The sequence below is a fragment of the Streptomyces swartbergensis genome (assembly GCF_002148965.1).
In the GTDB taxonomy this organism is placed as follows: domain Bacteria; phylum Actinomycetota; class Actinomycetes; order Streptomycetales; family Streptomycetaceae; genus Streptomyces; species Streptomyces swartbergensis.
Window position 1 is genome coordinate 1 of the sequence record NZ_NGFN01000214.1, and the last position, 14,919, is coordinate 14,919.

At 71.4% G+C, this 14,919-nt stretch carries 14 protein-coding genes; 4 read left to right on the forward strand and 10 right to left on the reverse strand.

Going from position 1 to position 14,919, the window contains the following annotated elements:
* The first annotated feature begins 97 nt into the window (after window positions 1-97).
* Window positions 98-1,486 carry an FAD-binding oxidoreductase gene (locus tag CA983_RS28225; RefSeq protein WP_086603656.1) on the forward strand — a complete coding sequence of 463 codons (1,389 nt, stop codon included), beginning with the start codon at window positions 98-100 and terminating at the stop codon, window positions 1,484-1,486.
* Window positions 1,487-1,512: 26 nt separating this feature from the next.
* Here the strand turns inward: CA983_RS28225 and CA983_RS28230 are convergent, their stop codons facing one another.
* The 5 genes from CA983_RS28230 to CA983_RS28250 all read right to left on the reverse strand — a co-directional run bounded on the left by CA983_RS28230 (window position 1,513) and on the right by CA983_RS28250 (window position 7,273).
* Window positions 1,513-3,219 (reverse strand): bifunctional uroporphyrinogen-III C-methyltransferase/uroporphyrinogen-III synthase, encoded by a 1,707-nt coding sequence (locus CA983_RS28230; RefSeq protein ID WP_086603657.1) that lies wholly within the window; start codon window positions 3,217-3,219, stop codon window positions 1,513-1,515.
* A complete protein-coding gene (gene hemC / locus CA983_RS28235; RefSeq protein ID WP_086603658.1) occupies window positions 3,216-4,175 on the reverse strand; it encodes a hydroxymethylbilane synthase in 960 nt (319 codons plus the stop codon). Before hemC ends, CA983_RS28230 begins: the two co-directional genes overlap by 4 nt.
* Window positions 4,172-5,920, reverse strand: coding sequence for a glutamyl-tRNA reductase (locus CA983_RS28240; RefSeq protein ID WP_086603659.1), 1,749 nt, complete (start codon window positions 5,918-5,920; stop codon window positions 4,172-4,174). The genes hemC and CA983_RS28240 overlap by 4 nt, the downstream gene beginning before the upstream one ends.
* Entirely contained in the window at window positions 5,917-6,681 is a 765-nt protein-coding gene (locus tag CA983_RS28245) for a redox-sensing transcriptional repressor Rex (protein WP_086603660.1), read from the reverse strand. The genes CA983_RS28240 and CA983_RS28245 overlap by 4 nt, the downstream gene beginning before the upstream one ends.
* A 313-nt stretch (window positions 6,682-6,994) precedes the next feature.
* Window positions 6,995-7,273: a glutaredoxin family protein gene (locus CA983_RS28250; RefSeq protein WP_086603661.1), complete on the reverse strand. Its 279-nt coding sequence runs from the start codon at window positions 7,271-7,273 to the stop codon at window positions 6,995-6,997.
* A 162-nt stretch (window positions 7,274-7,435) separates the two neighbouring features.
* Here CA983_RS28250 and CA983_RS28255 point away from each other — a divergent pair, with 162 nt between their 5' ends.
* From CA983_RS28255 to CA983_RS28265, 3 genes are all read left to right on the forward strand, one after another.
* Window positions 7,436-8,353: an HAD family hydrolase gene (locus tag CA983_RS28255; RefSeq protein WP_086603662.1), complete on the forward strand. Its 918-nt coding sequence runs from the start codon at window positions 7,436-7,438 to the stop codon at window positions 8,351-8,353.
* A gap of 378 nt (window positions 8,354-8,731) precedes the next feature.
* Complete coding sequence (locus tag CA983_RS28260; RefSeq protein ID WP_059424445.1) at window positions 8,732-9,502, forward strand: ECF subfamily RNA polymerase sigma factor, BldN family; 771 nt, start codon at window positions 8,732-8,734, stop codon at window positions 9,500-9,502.
* A gap of 236 nt (window positions 9,503-9,738) precedes the next feature.
* Window positions 9,739-10,986: a DUF5667 domain-containing protein gene (locus CA983_RS28265; protein WP_167407483.1), complete on the forward strand. Its 1,248-nt coding sequence runs from the start codon at window positions 9,739-9,741 to the stop codon at window positions 10,984-10,986.
* 95 nt (window positions 10,987-11,081) lie between these two features.
* Here CA983_RS28265 and CA983_RS28270 read toward each other — a convergent pair whose 3' ends face one another.
* From CA983_RS28270 to CA983_RS28290, 5 genes are all read right to left on the reverse strand, one after another.
* Window positions 11,082-12,137 (reverse strand): lysophospholipid acyltransferase family protein, encoded by a 1,056-nt coding sequence (locus CA983_RS28270; protein WP_086603664.1) that lies wholly within the window; start codon window positions 12,135-12,137, stop codon window positions 11,082-11,084.
* Between the two features lie 14 nt (window positions 12,138-12,151).
* Complete coding sequence (locus CA983_RS28275) at window positions 12,152-13,213, reverse strand: NAD-dependent epimerase/dehydratase family protein (protein WP_086603665.1); 1,062 nt, start codon at window positions 13,211-13,213, stop codon at window positions 12,152-12,154.
* Window positions 13,214-13,418: 205 nt separating this feature from the next.
* Window positions 13,419-13,517 (reverse strand): 30S ribosomal protein bS22, encoded by a 99-nt coding sequence (locus tag CA983_RS28280; RefSeq protein WP_003948845.1) that lies wholly within the window; start codon window positions 13,515-13,517, stop codon window positions 13,419-13,421.
* A 156-nt stretch (window positions 13,518-13,673) separates the two neighbouring features.
* Window positions 13,674-13,886: a helix-turn-helix domain-containing protein gene (locus CA983_RS28285; protein ID WP_004984898.1), complete on the reverse strand. Its 213-nt coding sequence runs from the start codon at window positions 13,884-13,886 to the stop codon at window positions 13,674-13,676.
* Between the two features lie 129 nt (window positions 13,887-14,015).
* Window positions 14,016-14,831, reverse strand: a complete 816-nt coding sequence (locus CA983_RS28290) for a phosphatase (RefSeq protein ID WP_086603666.1) — start codon at window positions 14,829-14,831, stop codon at window positions 14,016-14,018.
* Window positions 14,832-14,919 lie beyond the last annotated feature (88 nt).

Genomic DNA, 14,919 nt, shown 5'->3' on the forward strand with positions numbered 1-14,919 from the left:
CCCCAGGTCCATCCTGAGACAACAAGGACAAGGACCCCGACGGCCCAACACCACCCCGCCGCCGCCGTCCCTCCGTACGCCACCCACGGAGGACGCGATGACCACCCGCCACGACACGCCCGACATCTTCGCCCTCTCGGAAATCCACGGCCCGGTCCTTCGCCCCGGCGACCCCGCCTACGCCGACGAGGTCACCGGCTTCAACCTGGCCGCCCTCCACACCCCCGACGTGGTCGTCGGAGCGACCGGGCCCGACGACATCGTCACCGCCATGCGCTGGGCGAAGGCCACCGACACCCCCGTCGCCGTCCAGGCCACCGGGCACGGCGCCAACTTCCCCATCGGAAAGGGCCTCCTGATCAACACGTCCCGCATGACCGACGTCCAGGTCGACCCCACCACCCGCACGGCCACCATCGCTGCGGGCGCGAAGTGGAGCCACGTCATGGCCGCAGGCGCCCCGCACGGCCTCGCCGGCCTCTGCGGCACCTCCACGGACGCGGGCGTCGTCGGCTACACCCTCGGCGGCGGACTCCCCGTCCTCGGCCGTGCCTACGGCTACGCCGCCGACCTGGTCCGCTCCTTCCAGGTCGTCACCCCGGACGGCCGGCTGCGCGAAACGGACCCCCAGCACGAACCGGAACTGTTCTGGGCCCTGCGCGGCGGCAAGGGCAACGTGGGCGTCGTCACCTCACTCGTCACCGAACTGCTCCCGCTCCCCCGCCTCTACGGCGGCGGCATCTACTGCCCGGGCGAACACACCGAGGCCCTGCTCCGAGCCTGGGCGGACTGGACCCGCACGATCCCGGACGAGATGTGCAGCGCGTTCACGATCCTGCGCCTGCCGCCCATCCCGCAGATCCCGGAGCCGCTGCGCGGCGGCTTCTGGGCCCGCGTGGCGATCGCCTGGCCCGGCCTCCCGGCCGAGGGCGAGGCACTGATCGCACCTCTGCGCCAAGCCGCCCCCGTGGCCGTCGACACGGTCGAGGTGATGGACCACGCTGCCCTGAACCGCATCCACATGGAACCGCAGGACCCGCTCCCCGCGAGGGAGTCGTGCCTGCTCCTGCGCGACCTGACCCCCGACGCCATCCGCACGTTCCTGGACCAGGCCGGCCCCGCGGCGGGCGTCGACCACCCGCTGCTGATGGTCGAGATACGCCACATGGGCGGCGCGATGTCCCGCCCGTCCCCCGTCGAGGACGCCGTCTGCGCCCGCGACGCCCTGTACTTCATCGACTCGGTCGGCATCATGGCCGCGCCACCCGCCGCCGAGGCCATCGAACGGGCGACGCGGCAGCTCTACACGGCCATGGCCGTGTACGGCACGGGCCGCACCATGGTCAACATCCACGGCACCCCGGGCGACGAACAGGACCGCGCCCGCGCCTGGACCCCGGAGGTCTACGAACGCCTACGCCACGACAAGGCCACCTACGACCCGTCCAACCTGCTGCGCTACGGCCACGCGGTGACGCCCGCGTAGCCGCAGCCAACAACCTCGGCCGACCCTCAGGTCGTGGACCGCCGCCGCCGAGCCCCCGGCCGCCTCTCACTCGGCCGCGTCACCGGATCCCCGGCCTCCAGAGCGGCAGCTCTGCGCTTCGCGCCGAAGTCGGCCAGCGCCTCCGCCAGCTTGTGCACGGACGGCTCGGGCGCCATGACGTCCACCCGGAGCCCGTGCTCCTCGGCGGTCTTGCACGTGGCCGGGCCGATACACGCGATGACGGTCACGTTGTGCGGCTTCCCGGCGATACCCACCAGGTTCCGCACAGTGGAGGACGACGTGAACAGCACGGCGTCGAACCCGCCGCCCTTGATCGCCTCCCGCGTCTCCGCCGGCGGCGGCGAGGCCCGCACGGTCCGGTAGGCCGTGACGTCGTCGACCTCCCAGCCCAGCTCGATCAGCCCGGCGACCAGCGTCTCCGTGGCGATGTCGGCACGCGGCAGGAACACCCGGTCGATCGGGTCGAAGACCGGGTCGTAGGGCGGCCAGTCCTCCAGCAGACCGGCGGCCGACTGCTCCCCGCTCGGCACCAGGTCCGGCTTCACGCCGAAGGCGATCAGCGCCTTGGCCGTCTGCTCGCCCACGGCCGCGACCTTGATGCCCGCGAAGGCACGCGCGTCGAGCCCGTACTCCTCGAACTTCTCCCGCACGGCCTTGACCGCGTTCACCGAGGTGAAGGCGATCCACTCGTAGCGGCCCGTCACGAGCCCCTTGACCGCCCGCTCCATCTGCTGGGGCGTGCGCGGCGGCTCGACGGCGATGGTCGGCACCTCGTACGGCACGGCCCCGTACGACCGCAGCTGGTCGGAGAGCGACGCCGCCTGCTCCTTGGTGCGCGGCACGAGCACCTTCCAGCCGAACAGCGGCTTGGACTCGAACCACGCGAGCTGGTCGCGCTGGGCGGCGGCGGAACGCTCACCGACCACGGCTATCACCGGCCGGCCGCCGTCGGGCGAGGGCAGCACCTTGGCCTGCTTCAGCGTCTGCGCGATCGTGCCGAGCGTGGCGGACCAGGTGCGCTGCCGGGTGGTCGTACCGGCGACGGTGACCGTCATCGGGGTGTCCGGCTTGCGGCCCGCGGAGACGAGCTCGCCGGCCGCGGCGGAGACGGAGTCCAGCGTGGTGGACACGACGACCGTGCCGTCCGACGCCCCGACCTCCGTCCAGCACCGGTCCGACGCCGTCCGCGCGTCCACGAACCGCACGTCCGCGCCCTGCGCGTCCCGCAGCGGCACGCCGGCGTACGCGGGCACACCGACCGCACTCGCGATACCGGGCACGACCTCGAAAGGCACCCCGGCGGCGGCGCACGCCAGCATCTCCTCGGCGGCGTAGGTGTCGAGTCCGGGGTCCCCGGACACCGCACGTACGACCCGCCTGCCGCCCCGTGCGGCCTCCATGACAAGATGTGCGGCATCCCGCACCGCGGGGGCGGCGACGGCGGTTGACGTGCCGTCAACTACCGTCAGCTGGGGCGCTCCTGTGCCCGGACCCGGCTCCTGGGAAGGATCCGAGTCCGTGTTCACTTCGGAGACGCCCTGCCTGGCGTGCTGACGTACGACGTCGAGCACTTCGTGCTCGGCGACGAGGACGTCCGCGTGCGCCAGCGCCTCGACGGCGCGCAGAGTAAGCAGTCCCGGATCTCCGGGTCCGGCACCCAGGAAGGTGACGTGCCCGTGTTCAGGACCGGCGGAAAGGGTGGTGGGGCTCAATGTGCTCGCTCCCCCATCAGACCGGCCGCGCCCTGGGCGAGCATCTCGGCCGCGAGTTCGCGACCGAGCGCCATTGCCCCGTCGTGCGTCTCGGGCACGGGACCGGTGGTGGACAGCTGCACCATGCGGGTGCCGTCGGTCGTGCCGACGACGCCGCGCAGGCGCATTTCCTTGACAATCTGCCCGTCGGCCAACAGGTCGGCGAGCGCGCCCACGGGGGCGCTGCAACCGGCCTCCAGGGCGGCGAGCAGTGACCGCTCGGCCGTCACGGCGACCCGCGTGAACGGGTCGTCGAGTTCGGCGAGCGCGGCGACGAGGTCCGCGTTGCCCGCGGCACACTCGATCGCCAGTGCCCCCTGGCCGGGGGCGGGCAAAACCGTGTCGACCGACAGGAAGTCGGTCACTTCGTCACTCCGGCCGATCCGGTTCAGTCCGGCGGCGGCCAGCACGACGGCGTCGAGCTCACCGGACCGCACGTATCCGATCCTGGTGTCGACGTTGCCGCGGATCGGGACCGTCGCTATGTCCAGGCCGTGGCTGCGCGCGTACGCGTTGAGCTGGGCCATGCGGCGCGGCGAACCGGTACCGATGCGGGCCCCGCTCGGCAGGTCGGTGAACTTCAGCGCGTCCCGGGCGACGATCACGTCCCGCGGGTCCTCCCGCGTGGGTACGGCGGCCACCACCAGCTCATCGGGCTGCGTGGTCGGCAGGTCCTTCAGCGAGTGCACCGCGAAGTCGACCTCGCCCTTGAGCAGCGCGTCGCGCAGGGCGGTCACGAACACACCCGTGCCGCCGATCTGGGCGAGCGCCTCACGCGAGACGTCGCCGTACGTGGTGATCTCGACGAGCTCCACGGGCCGCCCGGTCACCCGGCTCACGGCCTCGGCCACCTGCCCGGACTGGGCCATGGCGAGCCTGCTCCGCCGGGTGCCGAGCCTCAGCGCCTTGTCGTTCATGCCGGCCCTCGGTCTTTCTCTGTGCTGTCCTCGGCCCGGGAGACGGCGGCTACCGCCTCGGGGTCGAGGTCGAACAGGGTCCGCAGCGCGTCCGCGTACCCGGCGCCGCCGGGCTCGGCCGCGAGTTGCTTGACCCGTACGGTCGGCGCGTGCAGCAGCTTGTCCACCACGCGCCGCACGGTCTGGGTGATCTCCGCGCGGTGCTTGTCGTCGAGGCCGGGAAGCCGTCCGTCCAGGCGGGCGATCTCGCTGGCCACGACATCGGCGGCCATGGTGCGCAGGGCGACCACGGTCGGCGTGATGTGCGCGGCCCGCAGTGCTGCCCCGAAGGCCGCGACCTCGTCGGAGACGATACGCCTGACCTGGTCCACATCGGCAGCCATCGGAGCGCCCGCGGAGGCCTCCGCCAGCGACTCGATGTCCACCAGCCGCACCCCGCCCAGCCGGTGCGCGGCCGCGTCTATGTCGCGCGGCATCGCCAGGTCGAGCAGGAAGAGCACGGGCTCGGGCCGCGGCGGCTCGTCGGCCGGCTCGGGCCTGCGCCGCTCGGGGATCCTGCCGACGGCGGCCACGGTCGCGGCGAGCGCGGCGATGGCGTCGGCGTCAGAGGCGGGATCCAGCGGGCCGGCGGTCCCCGGCCTGGCCGCGCGCTGGGCGCCGCCCACCGTGCCGTTGTCGACCCACGCGGCATGCTGCTCCAGGTCGGCRGCGGCCATACCGGCCACGGCCGCCTCGCCGAGCACGGAGAATCCGGCGGTGCCCTGCACCGCGGGCAGGTCCAGCGGACAGCCGTCCTCGCCGCCGAGGCCGGTGGCGGGCAGGTTCCCCCGCCCGGCGCCCGTGGCCGCCGTCCGGCCCGGCTCACCGTACGGGGCAGGCGGTGGGTCGCCGTCGGCCACGGCCGTACGGCCCTCCACCGCGGCGGCGACCGACTCGGCCGTCATGACCAGGCCCGTCGCGCCGGTGCAGGAGACGGCGACATCGGCACGTGTCAGCTCGAACGGCACCGACTCCATCGGGACCGCGCGGGCCAGCACGTCCGTGTCGTCGCCCTCGCTGAGGATCTGCGCGAGGCGCTCGGCGCGGTCGAAGGTGCGGTTGGCGACGACGACCTCGGCGACCCCGGCCCGCGCGAGCGTCGCCGCGGCCAGGGAGGACATCGACCCGGCGCCGATGACCAGGGCCTTCTTGCCCCGGGCCCAGGTCTGCACATCGCCGCCCGCGGCCAGCTGCTCCAGGCCGAAGGTGACCAGGGACTGGCCGGCGCGGTCGATGCCGGTCTCGGAGTGGGCGCGCTTGCCGACCCGCAGGGCCTGCTGGAACAGGTCGTTCAGCAGCCGGCCCGCGGAGTTCAGCTCCTGCGCGCGGGCCAGGGAGTCCTTGATCTGGCCGAGGATCTGCCCCTCGCCGACGACCATCGAGTCCAGCCCGCAGGCCACCGAGAACAGGTGGTGGACGGCCCGGTCCTCGTAGTGCACGTAGAGATAGGGCGTGAGCTCCTCCAGGCCGACCCCGCTGTGCTGGGCGAGCAGCGTGGACAGCTCGGCGACACCGGCGTGGAACTTGTCCACGTCGGCGTAGAGCTCGATGCGGTTGCACGTGGCGAGCAGCGCGGCCTCGGCGGCCGGTTCGGCGGCGACCGTGTCCTGGAGCAGCTTGACCTGCGCGTCCGCGTTGAGCGAGGCCCGCTCCAGCACGCTGACCGGGGCGCTGCGGTGGCTGAGTCCGACGACGAGGAGGCTCATGCCGGCATCACGGCGGGCATGTCCCCGTCGGGTCCCTGGTCGGCGGAGTCGCTGCGCGCGGCGGCGGCCGGGACGCCGCCGTCGGAGGCGGCGGCCTCCTCGCCGGCCTTGCGCTGCTCGTGGAAGGCGAGGATCTGCAGCTCGATGGAGAGGTCGACCTTGCGCACGTCGACGCCGTCCGGGACGGACAGCACGGTCGGCGCGAAGTTCAGGATGGAGGTGACACCGGCGGCCACGAGCCGGTCGCAGACCTGCTGGGCGGCACCGGCGGGGGTGGCGATGACACCGATCGACACGCCGTTGTCCTGGATGATCTTCTCCAGGTCGTCGGAGTGCTGCACGGGGATCCCGGCGACGGGCTTGCCCGCCATGGCCGGGTCGGCGTCGATCAGCGCGGCGACCCGGAAGCCGCGGGAGGCGAACCCGCCGTAGTTGGCGAGGGCGGCGCCGAGGTTACCGATACCGACGATCACGACGGGCCAGTCCTGGGTGAGGCCCAGCTCGCGGGAGATCTGGTAGACGAGATACTCGACGTCGTAGCCGACGCCCCGGGTCCCGTAGGAGCCGAGGTAGGAGAAGTCCTTGCGCAGCTTCGCGGAGTTGACCCCCGCGGCGGCCGCGAGCTCCTCGGAGGAGACCGTGGGCACCGAGCGTTCCGACAGCGCGGTCAGAGCGCGGAGGTACAGCGGAAGCCGGGCGACGGTGGCCTCGGGAATCCCTCGGCTGCGGGTCGCCGGTCGGTGAGTTCGGCCAGTTGCCACGGTGCTCCTGCGGGTAGAGCGGGGCTGTAGGCGGTCATACGTCCCTACATGACCGCCCCGTCGAAAGCAGGCTATGTCTTTGTGAACGCGTGCACAAAGATGGTGTCCGATTTGCCCGGCCAACGTGACCGGGGTCACGCGCCCCCGGCGCACGCCCGGGGAACCGGCGCGCACGCGCCACCGTTCCAGTGCTTCTGGGGGCAAAACCGCACACTCTCTTCCGTGTATCCCGCCCCCGAGACCAGCCGCCGTCGATCCTAAGCGACGTTCCGGCCTCTTTGGACTGCTCGGTCAGTTACCGGACCGGCCGGGATCAGTCGGTCAGCGCCTTGCGCAGGCGGTCCTCGTTCACGCGCCAGAACGTGTGCTGCCTGCCGTCCACCAGCACGACCGGGATCTGTTCCCAGTACTGGTCGTGCAGTTCCCGGTCCTCGGTGATGTCCTTCTGCTCCCAGGGGACTCCCAGATCACCGCACACCTTCTCCACAACGACCTGTGCGTCATCACACAGATGACAGCCGGGCTTGCGGATCAGGGTGACGAGCCGGTCCCGAGGGGGCCTGCGACGAAAGAGGGGACTCATGTCGGCCATTGTCGCGCGCCGGCGAACAAGGGGAACCCTCACGAAAGCGCCGGCGGACACGCCGGCCACGTCCGTCCCGAGCGACATCTTTAACGACACGCTCGCCGAGAGTTCACAGGCTCCGAACCTCACGACTCCGGAACCCCCGAACAATCTGGCTATGCTCACGCCATGGCCGCTCTCGGATGGCTCACTCCCCGTAGGCGCTCCGCCACGGCGAGGAGCGTTTTGGCAGGCGAGGCCTCGGCGGAGGCTGCCCGCAAGTCCTCACAGGAGGCCGCCGGCAGGCCCGAGGAACCCCAGTTCCCGGTCCACGGCGACGACCAGGCCGCCGCCTTCTTCGACCTGGACAACACCGTCATGCAGGGCGCCGCGATCTTCCACTTCGGGCGGGGCCTGTACAAACGGAAGTTCTTCGAGACGCGCGACCTCGCCCGGTTCGCCTGGCAGCAGGCGTGGTTCCGGCTGGCCGGGGTCGAGGACCCCGAACACATGCAGGAGGCCCGCGAATCGGCCCTGTCGATCGTCAAGGGCCACCGCGTCGCCGAGCTCCAGTCGATCGGCGAGGAGATCTACGACGAGTACATGGCCGAGCGCATCTGGCCCGGCACCCGCGCCCTGGCCCAGGCCCATCTGGACGCGGGCCAGAAGGTCTGGCTCGTCACGGCGGCCCCCGTCGAGATCGCCCAGGTCATCGCCCGCCGCCTGGGCCTGACCGGCGCCCTGGGCACGGTCGCCGAGTCGGTCGACGGCGTCTACACGGGCAAGCTGGTCGGCGAACCACTGCACGGCCCCGCGAAGGCCGAGGCGGTCCGCGCGCTGGCCGCGGCCGAGGGCCTGGACCTCAGCCGCTGCGCCGCCTACAGCGACTCGCACAACGACATCCCGATGCTGTCCCTGGTCGGCCACCCCTACGCCATCAACCCGGACTCCAAGCTGCGCAAGCACGCCCGCGAGCTGGACTGGCGCCTGCGCGACTACCGCACCGGCCGCAAGGCGGCCAAGGTCGGCATCCCGGCCGCGGCCGGCGTGGGCGCGGTGGCCGGCGGCACGGCGGCGGCGATCGCCCTGCACCGCCGTCGCCGCTGACGACCGATCAGCCGACGGCCGATCAGCCAAAGACCGATCAGTCCGCGACACCTTCGTTTGCGGGATGACAAACGCCGTAAATCCAACTGGCGTACCCCCACAACCTCGTATCCAGTCCTCTTGGCTGCACACGGCCACAACACGCCCTGGACTCAGCCTCAATCCGAACCGTTCCGATCAACAACCGTTCACTCTCCGGCACTTGATGCAGCGCCATTCGGTTACCGAAGCGACGTAATCGATGATTTGAGCAACTCGGTGTAGCAGGGCCTACACGAAGCGTTATTCTCCTCAGACGCAAACCGGTACCCCTCCGTCGCTACGACGGGTGAAAGGTCCCGCACTGCACGTGATAGAAGCTCTGCCTCTGGGAGTCCCGTGTACCCACACGTCGGGGTTGACGCCTCGGGCCTGGCTACGCTGCGCGCAACGGTCCTCGACCTGTTGCGCGGCTTCGTCCCCACCGCGTACGCCGGCCCCGCATTCGCCACCGCCGCGCCCGTAGGCCCGTGCTATGCACTGGCCGACGGCAGCGCCGCGGTCGGCAGACGAGGGCGCCCGTCCGGCGCGGCCACCGCCCGACGGCCGGCGGCGGACAGCGACAGCGCCCGCATGATGGACCTCGTGGAGCGCGCCCAGGCCGGCGAGTCCGACGCCTTCGGCCGCCTCTACGACCAATACAGCGACACCGTCTACCGGTACATCTACTACCGGGTCGGAGGAAAGGCGACGGCCGAGGACCTCACCAGCGAGACCTTTCTGCGCGCCCTGCGGCGCATCGGGACCTTCACCTGGCAGGGGCGCGACTTCGGCGCCTGGCTGGTGACGATCGCCCGGAACCTCGTGGCGGACCACTTCAAGTCCAGCCGCTTCCGCCTCGAGGTCACCACCGGCGAGATGCTCGACGCCAACGAGGTCGAGCGCTCCCCCGAGGACTCCGTCCTGGAGTCCCTCTCCAACGCCGCCCTGCTCGACGCGGTGCGGCGACTCAACCCCCAGCAGCAGGAGTGCGTGACACTCCGCTTCCTCCAGGGCCTCTCCGTCGCCGAGACCGCCCGCGTGATGGGCAAGAACGAGGGCGCCATCAAGACCCTCCAGTACCGGGCCGTCCGCACCCTCGCCCGGCTCCTCCCGGAAGACACCCGTTGACCGGGCCGTACGCTCGGCGACGGTCAACTCACTTTCCGTGAAAGTCCGTTGACTTCGGCATCCGATCGTCCGGCGTCCGTAACCCAAGTGCCGCGCCACTCGTTGTGCGGGATGCAGGCTCCCTGTGGTCACCCCCTGACCGGCTCCGATCACTCGATCGTGTGGTCGTGGTCAGGGTGTGCAACCCTCAGGACCCCCTGGGGAGTCGACCGTCATGACGAGAGGAGGTGCCGCCAGTGATCGCGAACGTATCGGCGCACCGGCGGGCGAACGCCTTCGCCCAGGCCCTTCAGGAGCAGTCCGAGCAGGGCACGGCGGCCGAGCAGTCCGAAGGATCGGCACCGACCCCGGCCGCCGCGGAGCGGACCGAACAGGCACGCCTGCTGGCGCTCGCCTCCGGTCTCGGCGCGCTGCCCAAACCGGAGCTCGACCCGGAGGTCAAGGTCGTCCAGCGGGCCCAGCTGGTGGCCGCGTTCGAGGCCATGCTCCAGGAGGGCACCGCGGGAGGCGGGGCGACGGACAGCGCAGTCCCCGAACAGCGCTCCCCCCGGGCCCGTGGCGCCCACCGCGCGGGCCCGCTGAAGAAGCTCCGGCCCCGGTCCCGCCTCGCCAAGGGCCTCACCGCGGGCGGGCTCAGCGTCGGCGTGGCCGCGAGCGCCTTCGGCGGAGTCGCCGCCGCCAGCTCCGACGCCCTGCCCGGCGACTCGCTCTACGGCCTCAAGCGCGGCATCGAGGACGTCAAACTCGGCCTCGCCGACGGCGTCGACGAGCGCGGCCGGGTCTACCTCGACCACGCCTCCACCCGGCTCACCGAAGCCCGCCGCCTGATGGAGCGGGGCCGCAGCGGCCCGCTGGATCACGAGTCCCTGGGCGAGATCCGCCGTGCCCTGTCCGGCATGCGGCACGACGCGTCGGAAGGCCACCGGCTGCTGAGCGAGGCGTACGCGCGCGACCCGGACTCCCTGGGGCCCATCCAGGCCCTGTCCGCGTTCTCCCGCTCCCACCGCGAGGCCTGGGGCGAACTGCGCGACAGGCTCCCCGTCCAGCTCGGGGACGTCAGCGAGCAGGTGTCGTCGGTGTTCGACGCCATAGAGGAGGACGTCGCCCCGCTGCGGTCCCTGCTGCCCGAGCCCCCGGCCCGAAGCGGCGGCGAAGGCAAGCGGCAGGGCGCCTCCGAGTCGGCGTCCACCGGCTCATCGGCCACCGACCAGTCGGCCCGGCCCAGCGACAGCGGCCGCGGCCACTCCGACGAGGGCAGCACCGGCTCCGGCAGCCCCAGCCGCTCGGCCGGCTCCGGCAGCGACAGCGACGGCCTGCTCGGCGGCAACACCGGCGGCCTGCTCGACCCGCCGAAGGACAGCGACGCGAGCACCTCGCCGCCGACGGAAGGCAACACGCCCGTCCCCGAGCCGGACGTGACGCTCCCGCCGCTCCTGCCCGATCTGCTGCCCGGGCTGGGCATCGACAGCGAGGACGCGAACTAGCCGGCGGTACGACGATGGGGGCGCCCCTTGGAAGGGGCGCCCCCACTGTCGTAGGCACGGCCACAGTCGTACGCACCGCAGTCATACGCGCTGCCTCAGAAGAAGACCGACCGGCGCTGCACCAGCAGCTTGTACAGGGTGTGCTGGATCTGCTCCCTGACCTGGTCGGTCAGGTTGAACATCAACATCGGGTCCTCGGCGGCCTCCGGCGGATAGCCGTCCGTGGGGATCGGCTCGCCGAACTGGATCGTCCACTTGGTCGGCAGTGGAACCGCCCCGAGCGGCCCGAGCCACGGGAACGTGGGCGTGATCGGGAAGTACGGGAAGCCCAGCAGCCGGGCGACCGTCTTGGCGTTGCCGATCATCGGGTAGATCTCCTCGGCCCCGACGATCGAGCAGGGCACGATCGGCGTCCCGGCGCGCAGGGCGGTCGAGACGAAACCGCCGCGGCCGAAGCGCTGGAGCTTGTAGCGGTCCGCGAAGGGCTTGCCGAGGCCCTTGAAGCCCTCCGGCATCACCCCGACCAGCTCGCCCTGCTCCAGCAGCCGTGCCGCGTCCTCGGCGCAGGCCAGGGTGTGGCCGAGCTTGCGGGCCAGCTCGTTGACCACCGGCAGCATGAACACCAGATCCGCGGCGAGCAGCCGCAGATGCCGGCCCGCCGGGTGGTTGTCGTGCACGGCGACCTGCATCATCAGGCCGTCCATCGGCAGCGTCCCGGAGTGGTTGGCGACGATCAGGGCGCCGCCCTCGGACGGGATGTTCTCGATGCCCTTCACCTCCACCCGGAAGTACTTCTCGTACAGCGGGCGCAGCAGGGACATCAGGACCTGGTCGGTCAGTTCCTCGTCGTAGCCGAAGTCGTCGACCTCGTAGTCCCCGGTGAGGCGGCGGCGCAGGAAGGCCAGGCCGCCCGCGATACGCCGCTCCAGGCCGCCCTCGCCGCCCTGGGGCCCCTCCGGGGGTTGTTCCTCAGATGTCACAGGAACATCATCCTGCGGAACAGCCCTGGTGGGCAGGGGCTGCACCTCACGGACCGGCGCGGACTCCGTGCCCGGGCGCCGGTTCCCGGCGCTCCGGCGCCGCTGCGGACGCTGCACGGCGCCCCCGCGGGACCGGTCGTCGTCGAACGGAATGACCTTGGCATCCGCCATCGTTGATGCGCTCCTCAGTTGGCGCTCTGCGTCGGGGGGTGGCCGCCGCCCGCGAGGGGCAGCGCGGCGATCCGGTCGACGGCCCCCGCAAGGGCCTCCGGCGGAAGAAGTCCGGGACCCTGGCTGCGTGCGAAGTCCGCGAACGTCTCGGCGGTCGTGTACTTGGGCTGGAATCCCAGCGTCTCGCGCATCTGGCCCGTGGCCACGACCCGGCCGTGGGTGAGCAGCCGGATCTGCTCGGGCGAGAAGTCCGACATGCCCAGCGTACGCACCAGCGAGCCCGCCCAGGTGACGGCCGGGAGCAGCAGGGGCACGGTGGGGCGCCCGAGGCGCCGGGAGCACTGCGAGAGCAGCAGCACGCCGTCGCCGGCGATGTTGAAGGTGCCGCTGTTGAGCGTGGACCGCCGCGGCTCGTGGGAGGCGATCCGCAGCACCTCGATCACGTCGTCCTCGTGGACGAACTGAAGCCGCGGGTCGTAGCCGAACACGGTCGGCAGGACCGGCAGCGAGAAGTACGACACGAGCGGCGTGTCCGCGGTCGGGCCGAGGATGTTGGCGAACCGCAGCACGCAGACCGCCACGTCGGGCCGGCGGCGCGCGAAGCCGCGGACATAGCCCTCGACCTCCACCGTGTCCTTGGCGAAGCCGCCGCTGGGCAGGGACTTGGGCGGGGTCGTCTCGGTGAAGACGGCCGGGTCGCGGGGCGCGGAGCCGTAGACGTTCGTGCTGGACTTCACGACCAGCCGCCGCACGTTCGGGGACTTCTGGCAGGCACCGAGCAGCTGCATGGTGCCGATGACGTTGGTCTCCTTCAGGGAGGCCCGGTTGCCGCTGCCCAGCGGGGTGCCCGTCACGTCCAGGTGGACGATCGTGTCGGCGCCCGTCTCGGCGAGCACCCGCGCGATTCCGGGCTGCCGGATGTCGGCCTGGACGAAGTCCGCGCCGCCCAGATGGTGCTCGGGCGGCACTGCGTCCACGGCGACGACCCGGTCCACCTCGGGGTCCCGCTGGATCCGCCGTACGAACCGGCCCCCCAGCTGGCGGGCCACTCCGGTCACGAGCACGACCTTGCCCAAGATCAGCGCCTTCCTTCCAGAAAACCTCTTGCCCCGCCGCGTTCCCCCGTGGGGCCAACTTAGCGGGTCGGCGTTGCGCTGTGATGACCGCCCGATGCGCGAAGTGACGACAAGCAGCCGAACGTACGAGCGCCGGAACACGTGTGGCCCCCCACCGGTGGGTGGGGGGCCACAGCAACGCTCTCGCGGCGTCCGCGTCGCGAACTTACTTCTTGTTGCGACGCTGGACGCGCGTGCGCTTGAGCAGCTTGCGGTGCTTCTTCTTGGCCATCCGCTTGCGCCGCTTCTTGATAACAGAGCCCACGACTACCCTCGCTCACTTCTCATCACTCGGTTGTTTGGGCGCCATGGGCCCACACGACCTACGAGGGGCTAGCCTACCCGCCCGAGCGCTGAGGTCGTAATCGAGGGGGCCAGGGTGATCCCGAGTGCCCTGTGAGGGACCACCCCGCCCCAGCCGTCAGGCGGTTTCCACCCCCACATAACTCTCACGGAGGTACTCGTGAACCGCTTGCTCCGGGACGCGGAAGGACCGCCCCACACGGATCGCGGGCAGATGACCGCTGTGCACCAACCGGTACACGGTCATCTTCGACACTCGCATCACCGAGGCGACTTCCGCCACGGTAAGGAACTGAACCTCGTTCAGAGGCCTCTCGCCAGCTGCAGCCATGACACACCTGAACCTTCCGCACTCGACGGCCACCGGCTTCCCCTTCCGGTGACTCTTCGTCGCTGCGTGCTCACTCCCCAATGTAGGGGCGGGTGATGCGAGTGGGGAAGAGGTGCACCCATCGGCGGCCTACTGTGACAGACACGCCCGATTGAGTACGTAGCGGGTAAGCGGCAGGTAGTAATCAGACCGCACTCCGTCATCAAGTGGAACGACGACGGAGACGGACCCCTCGGCCTCACCGACGAACAGGGCGGGGTCGTCCGTATCGGCCGGCCCGATGGCCTCGAACCCCAGCTGACCTGCTCCGCAGACCCACCCGTGGTCCCCGATGACCAGCTCGGGAAGGGGCCCGCCGGCCTCCGCGGCAGCGGCCAACACGGTACGAACCGGGAGAGGTGAGTGCGTATGTGCGCCGGGCTCACAACCGGGGCGTTCCGCGTCGGATCCCCGCACCAGCGCGACTCCTCGTACGTAGTCGAGGTTGTACGTGCGTAGGCCGAACCGGGTCGTTATGTCGACACAGCGACCCTGCGCGGGGGTGAGAACCTCACACCCCGCCGACGACAGCGCGTCTGCCAGAGCGGCGTAGAAACCGAGCAGCCGGTGGGGGTGCCCGGTGCCGAGGAGCACGGGTGCCCTCCGCCGGGCGGCCTCGGCGAGGCACTCCGCGAAGGCGTCCAGCGCGGCCCGGGTGCGCTCCGGATCGATCACGTCCTGGCCGGAAGTCCGCCGGAAATCGGCCGGAATCCCGCACCGGTCCGCCATCAGCTCGATCAAGTCCCGCTGGCTCCAGGCCCCTTCGGGATCGAGCCCGAGGAGGACCCGGGGATCCCGGGCGGCGAACAGCCGGTAACTCCGCAGGCTCTCCTCACGAGGCGTGGCCACGGTCCCGGCGAGGCGTGCGCCCACCAGGTGCGCACGGAGAGCTTCGGGGGTCAGCACGAGGAGATCGTGCGCGACAGGCGCCTCACGTGTCCCGGGAACCGGCGAACACCGCACGGTCGGCCTACGAGGGGGCGGCATCCCGCCC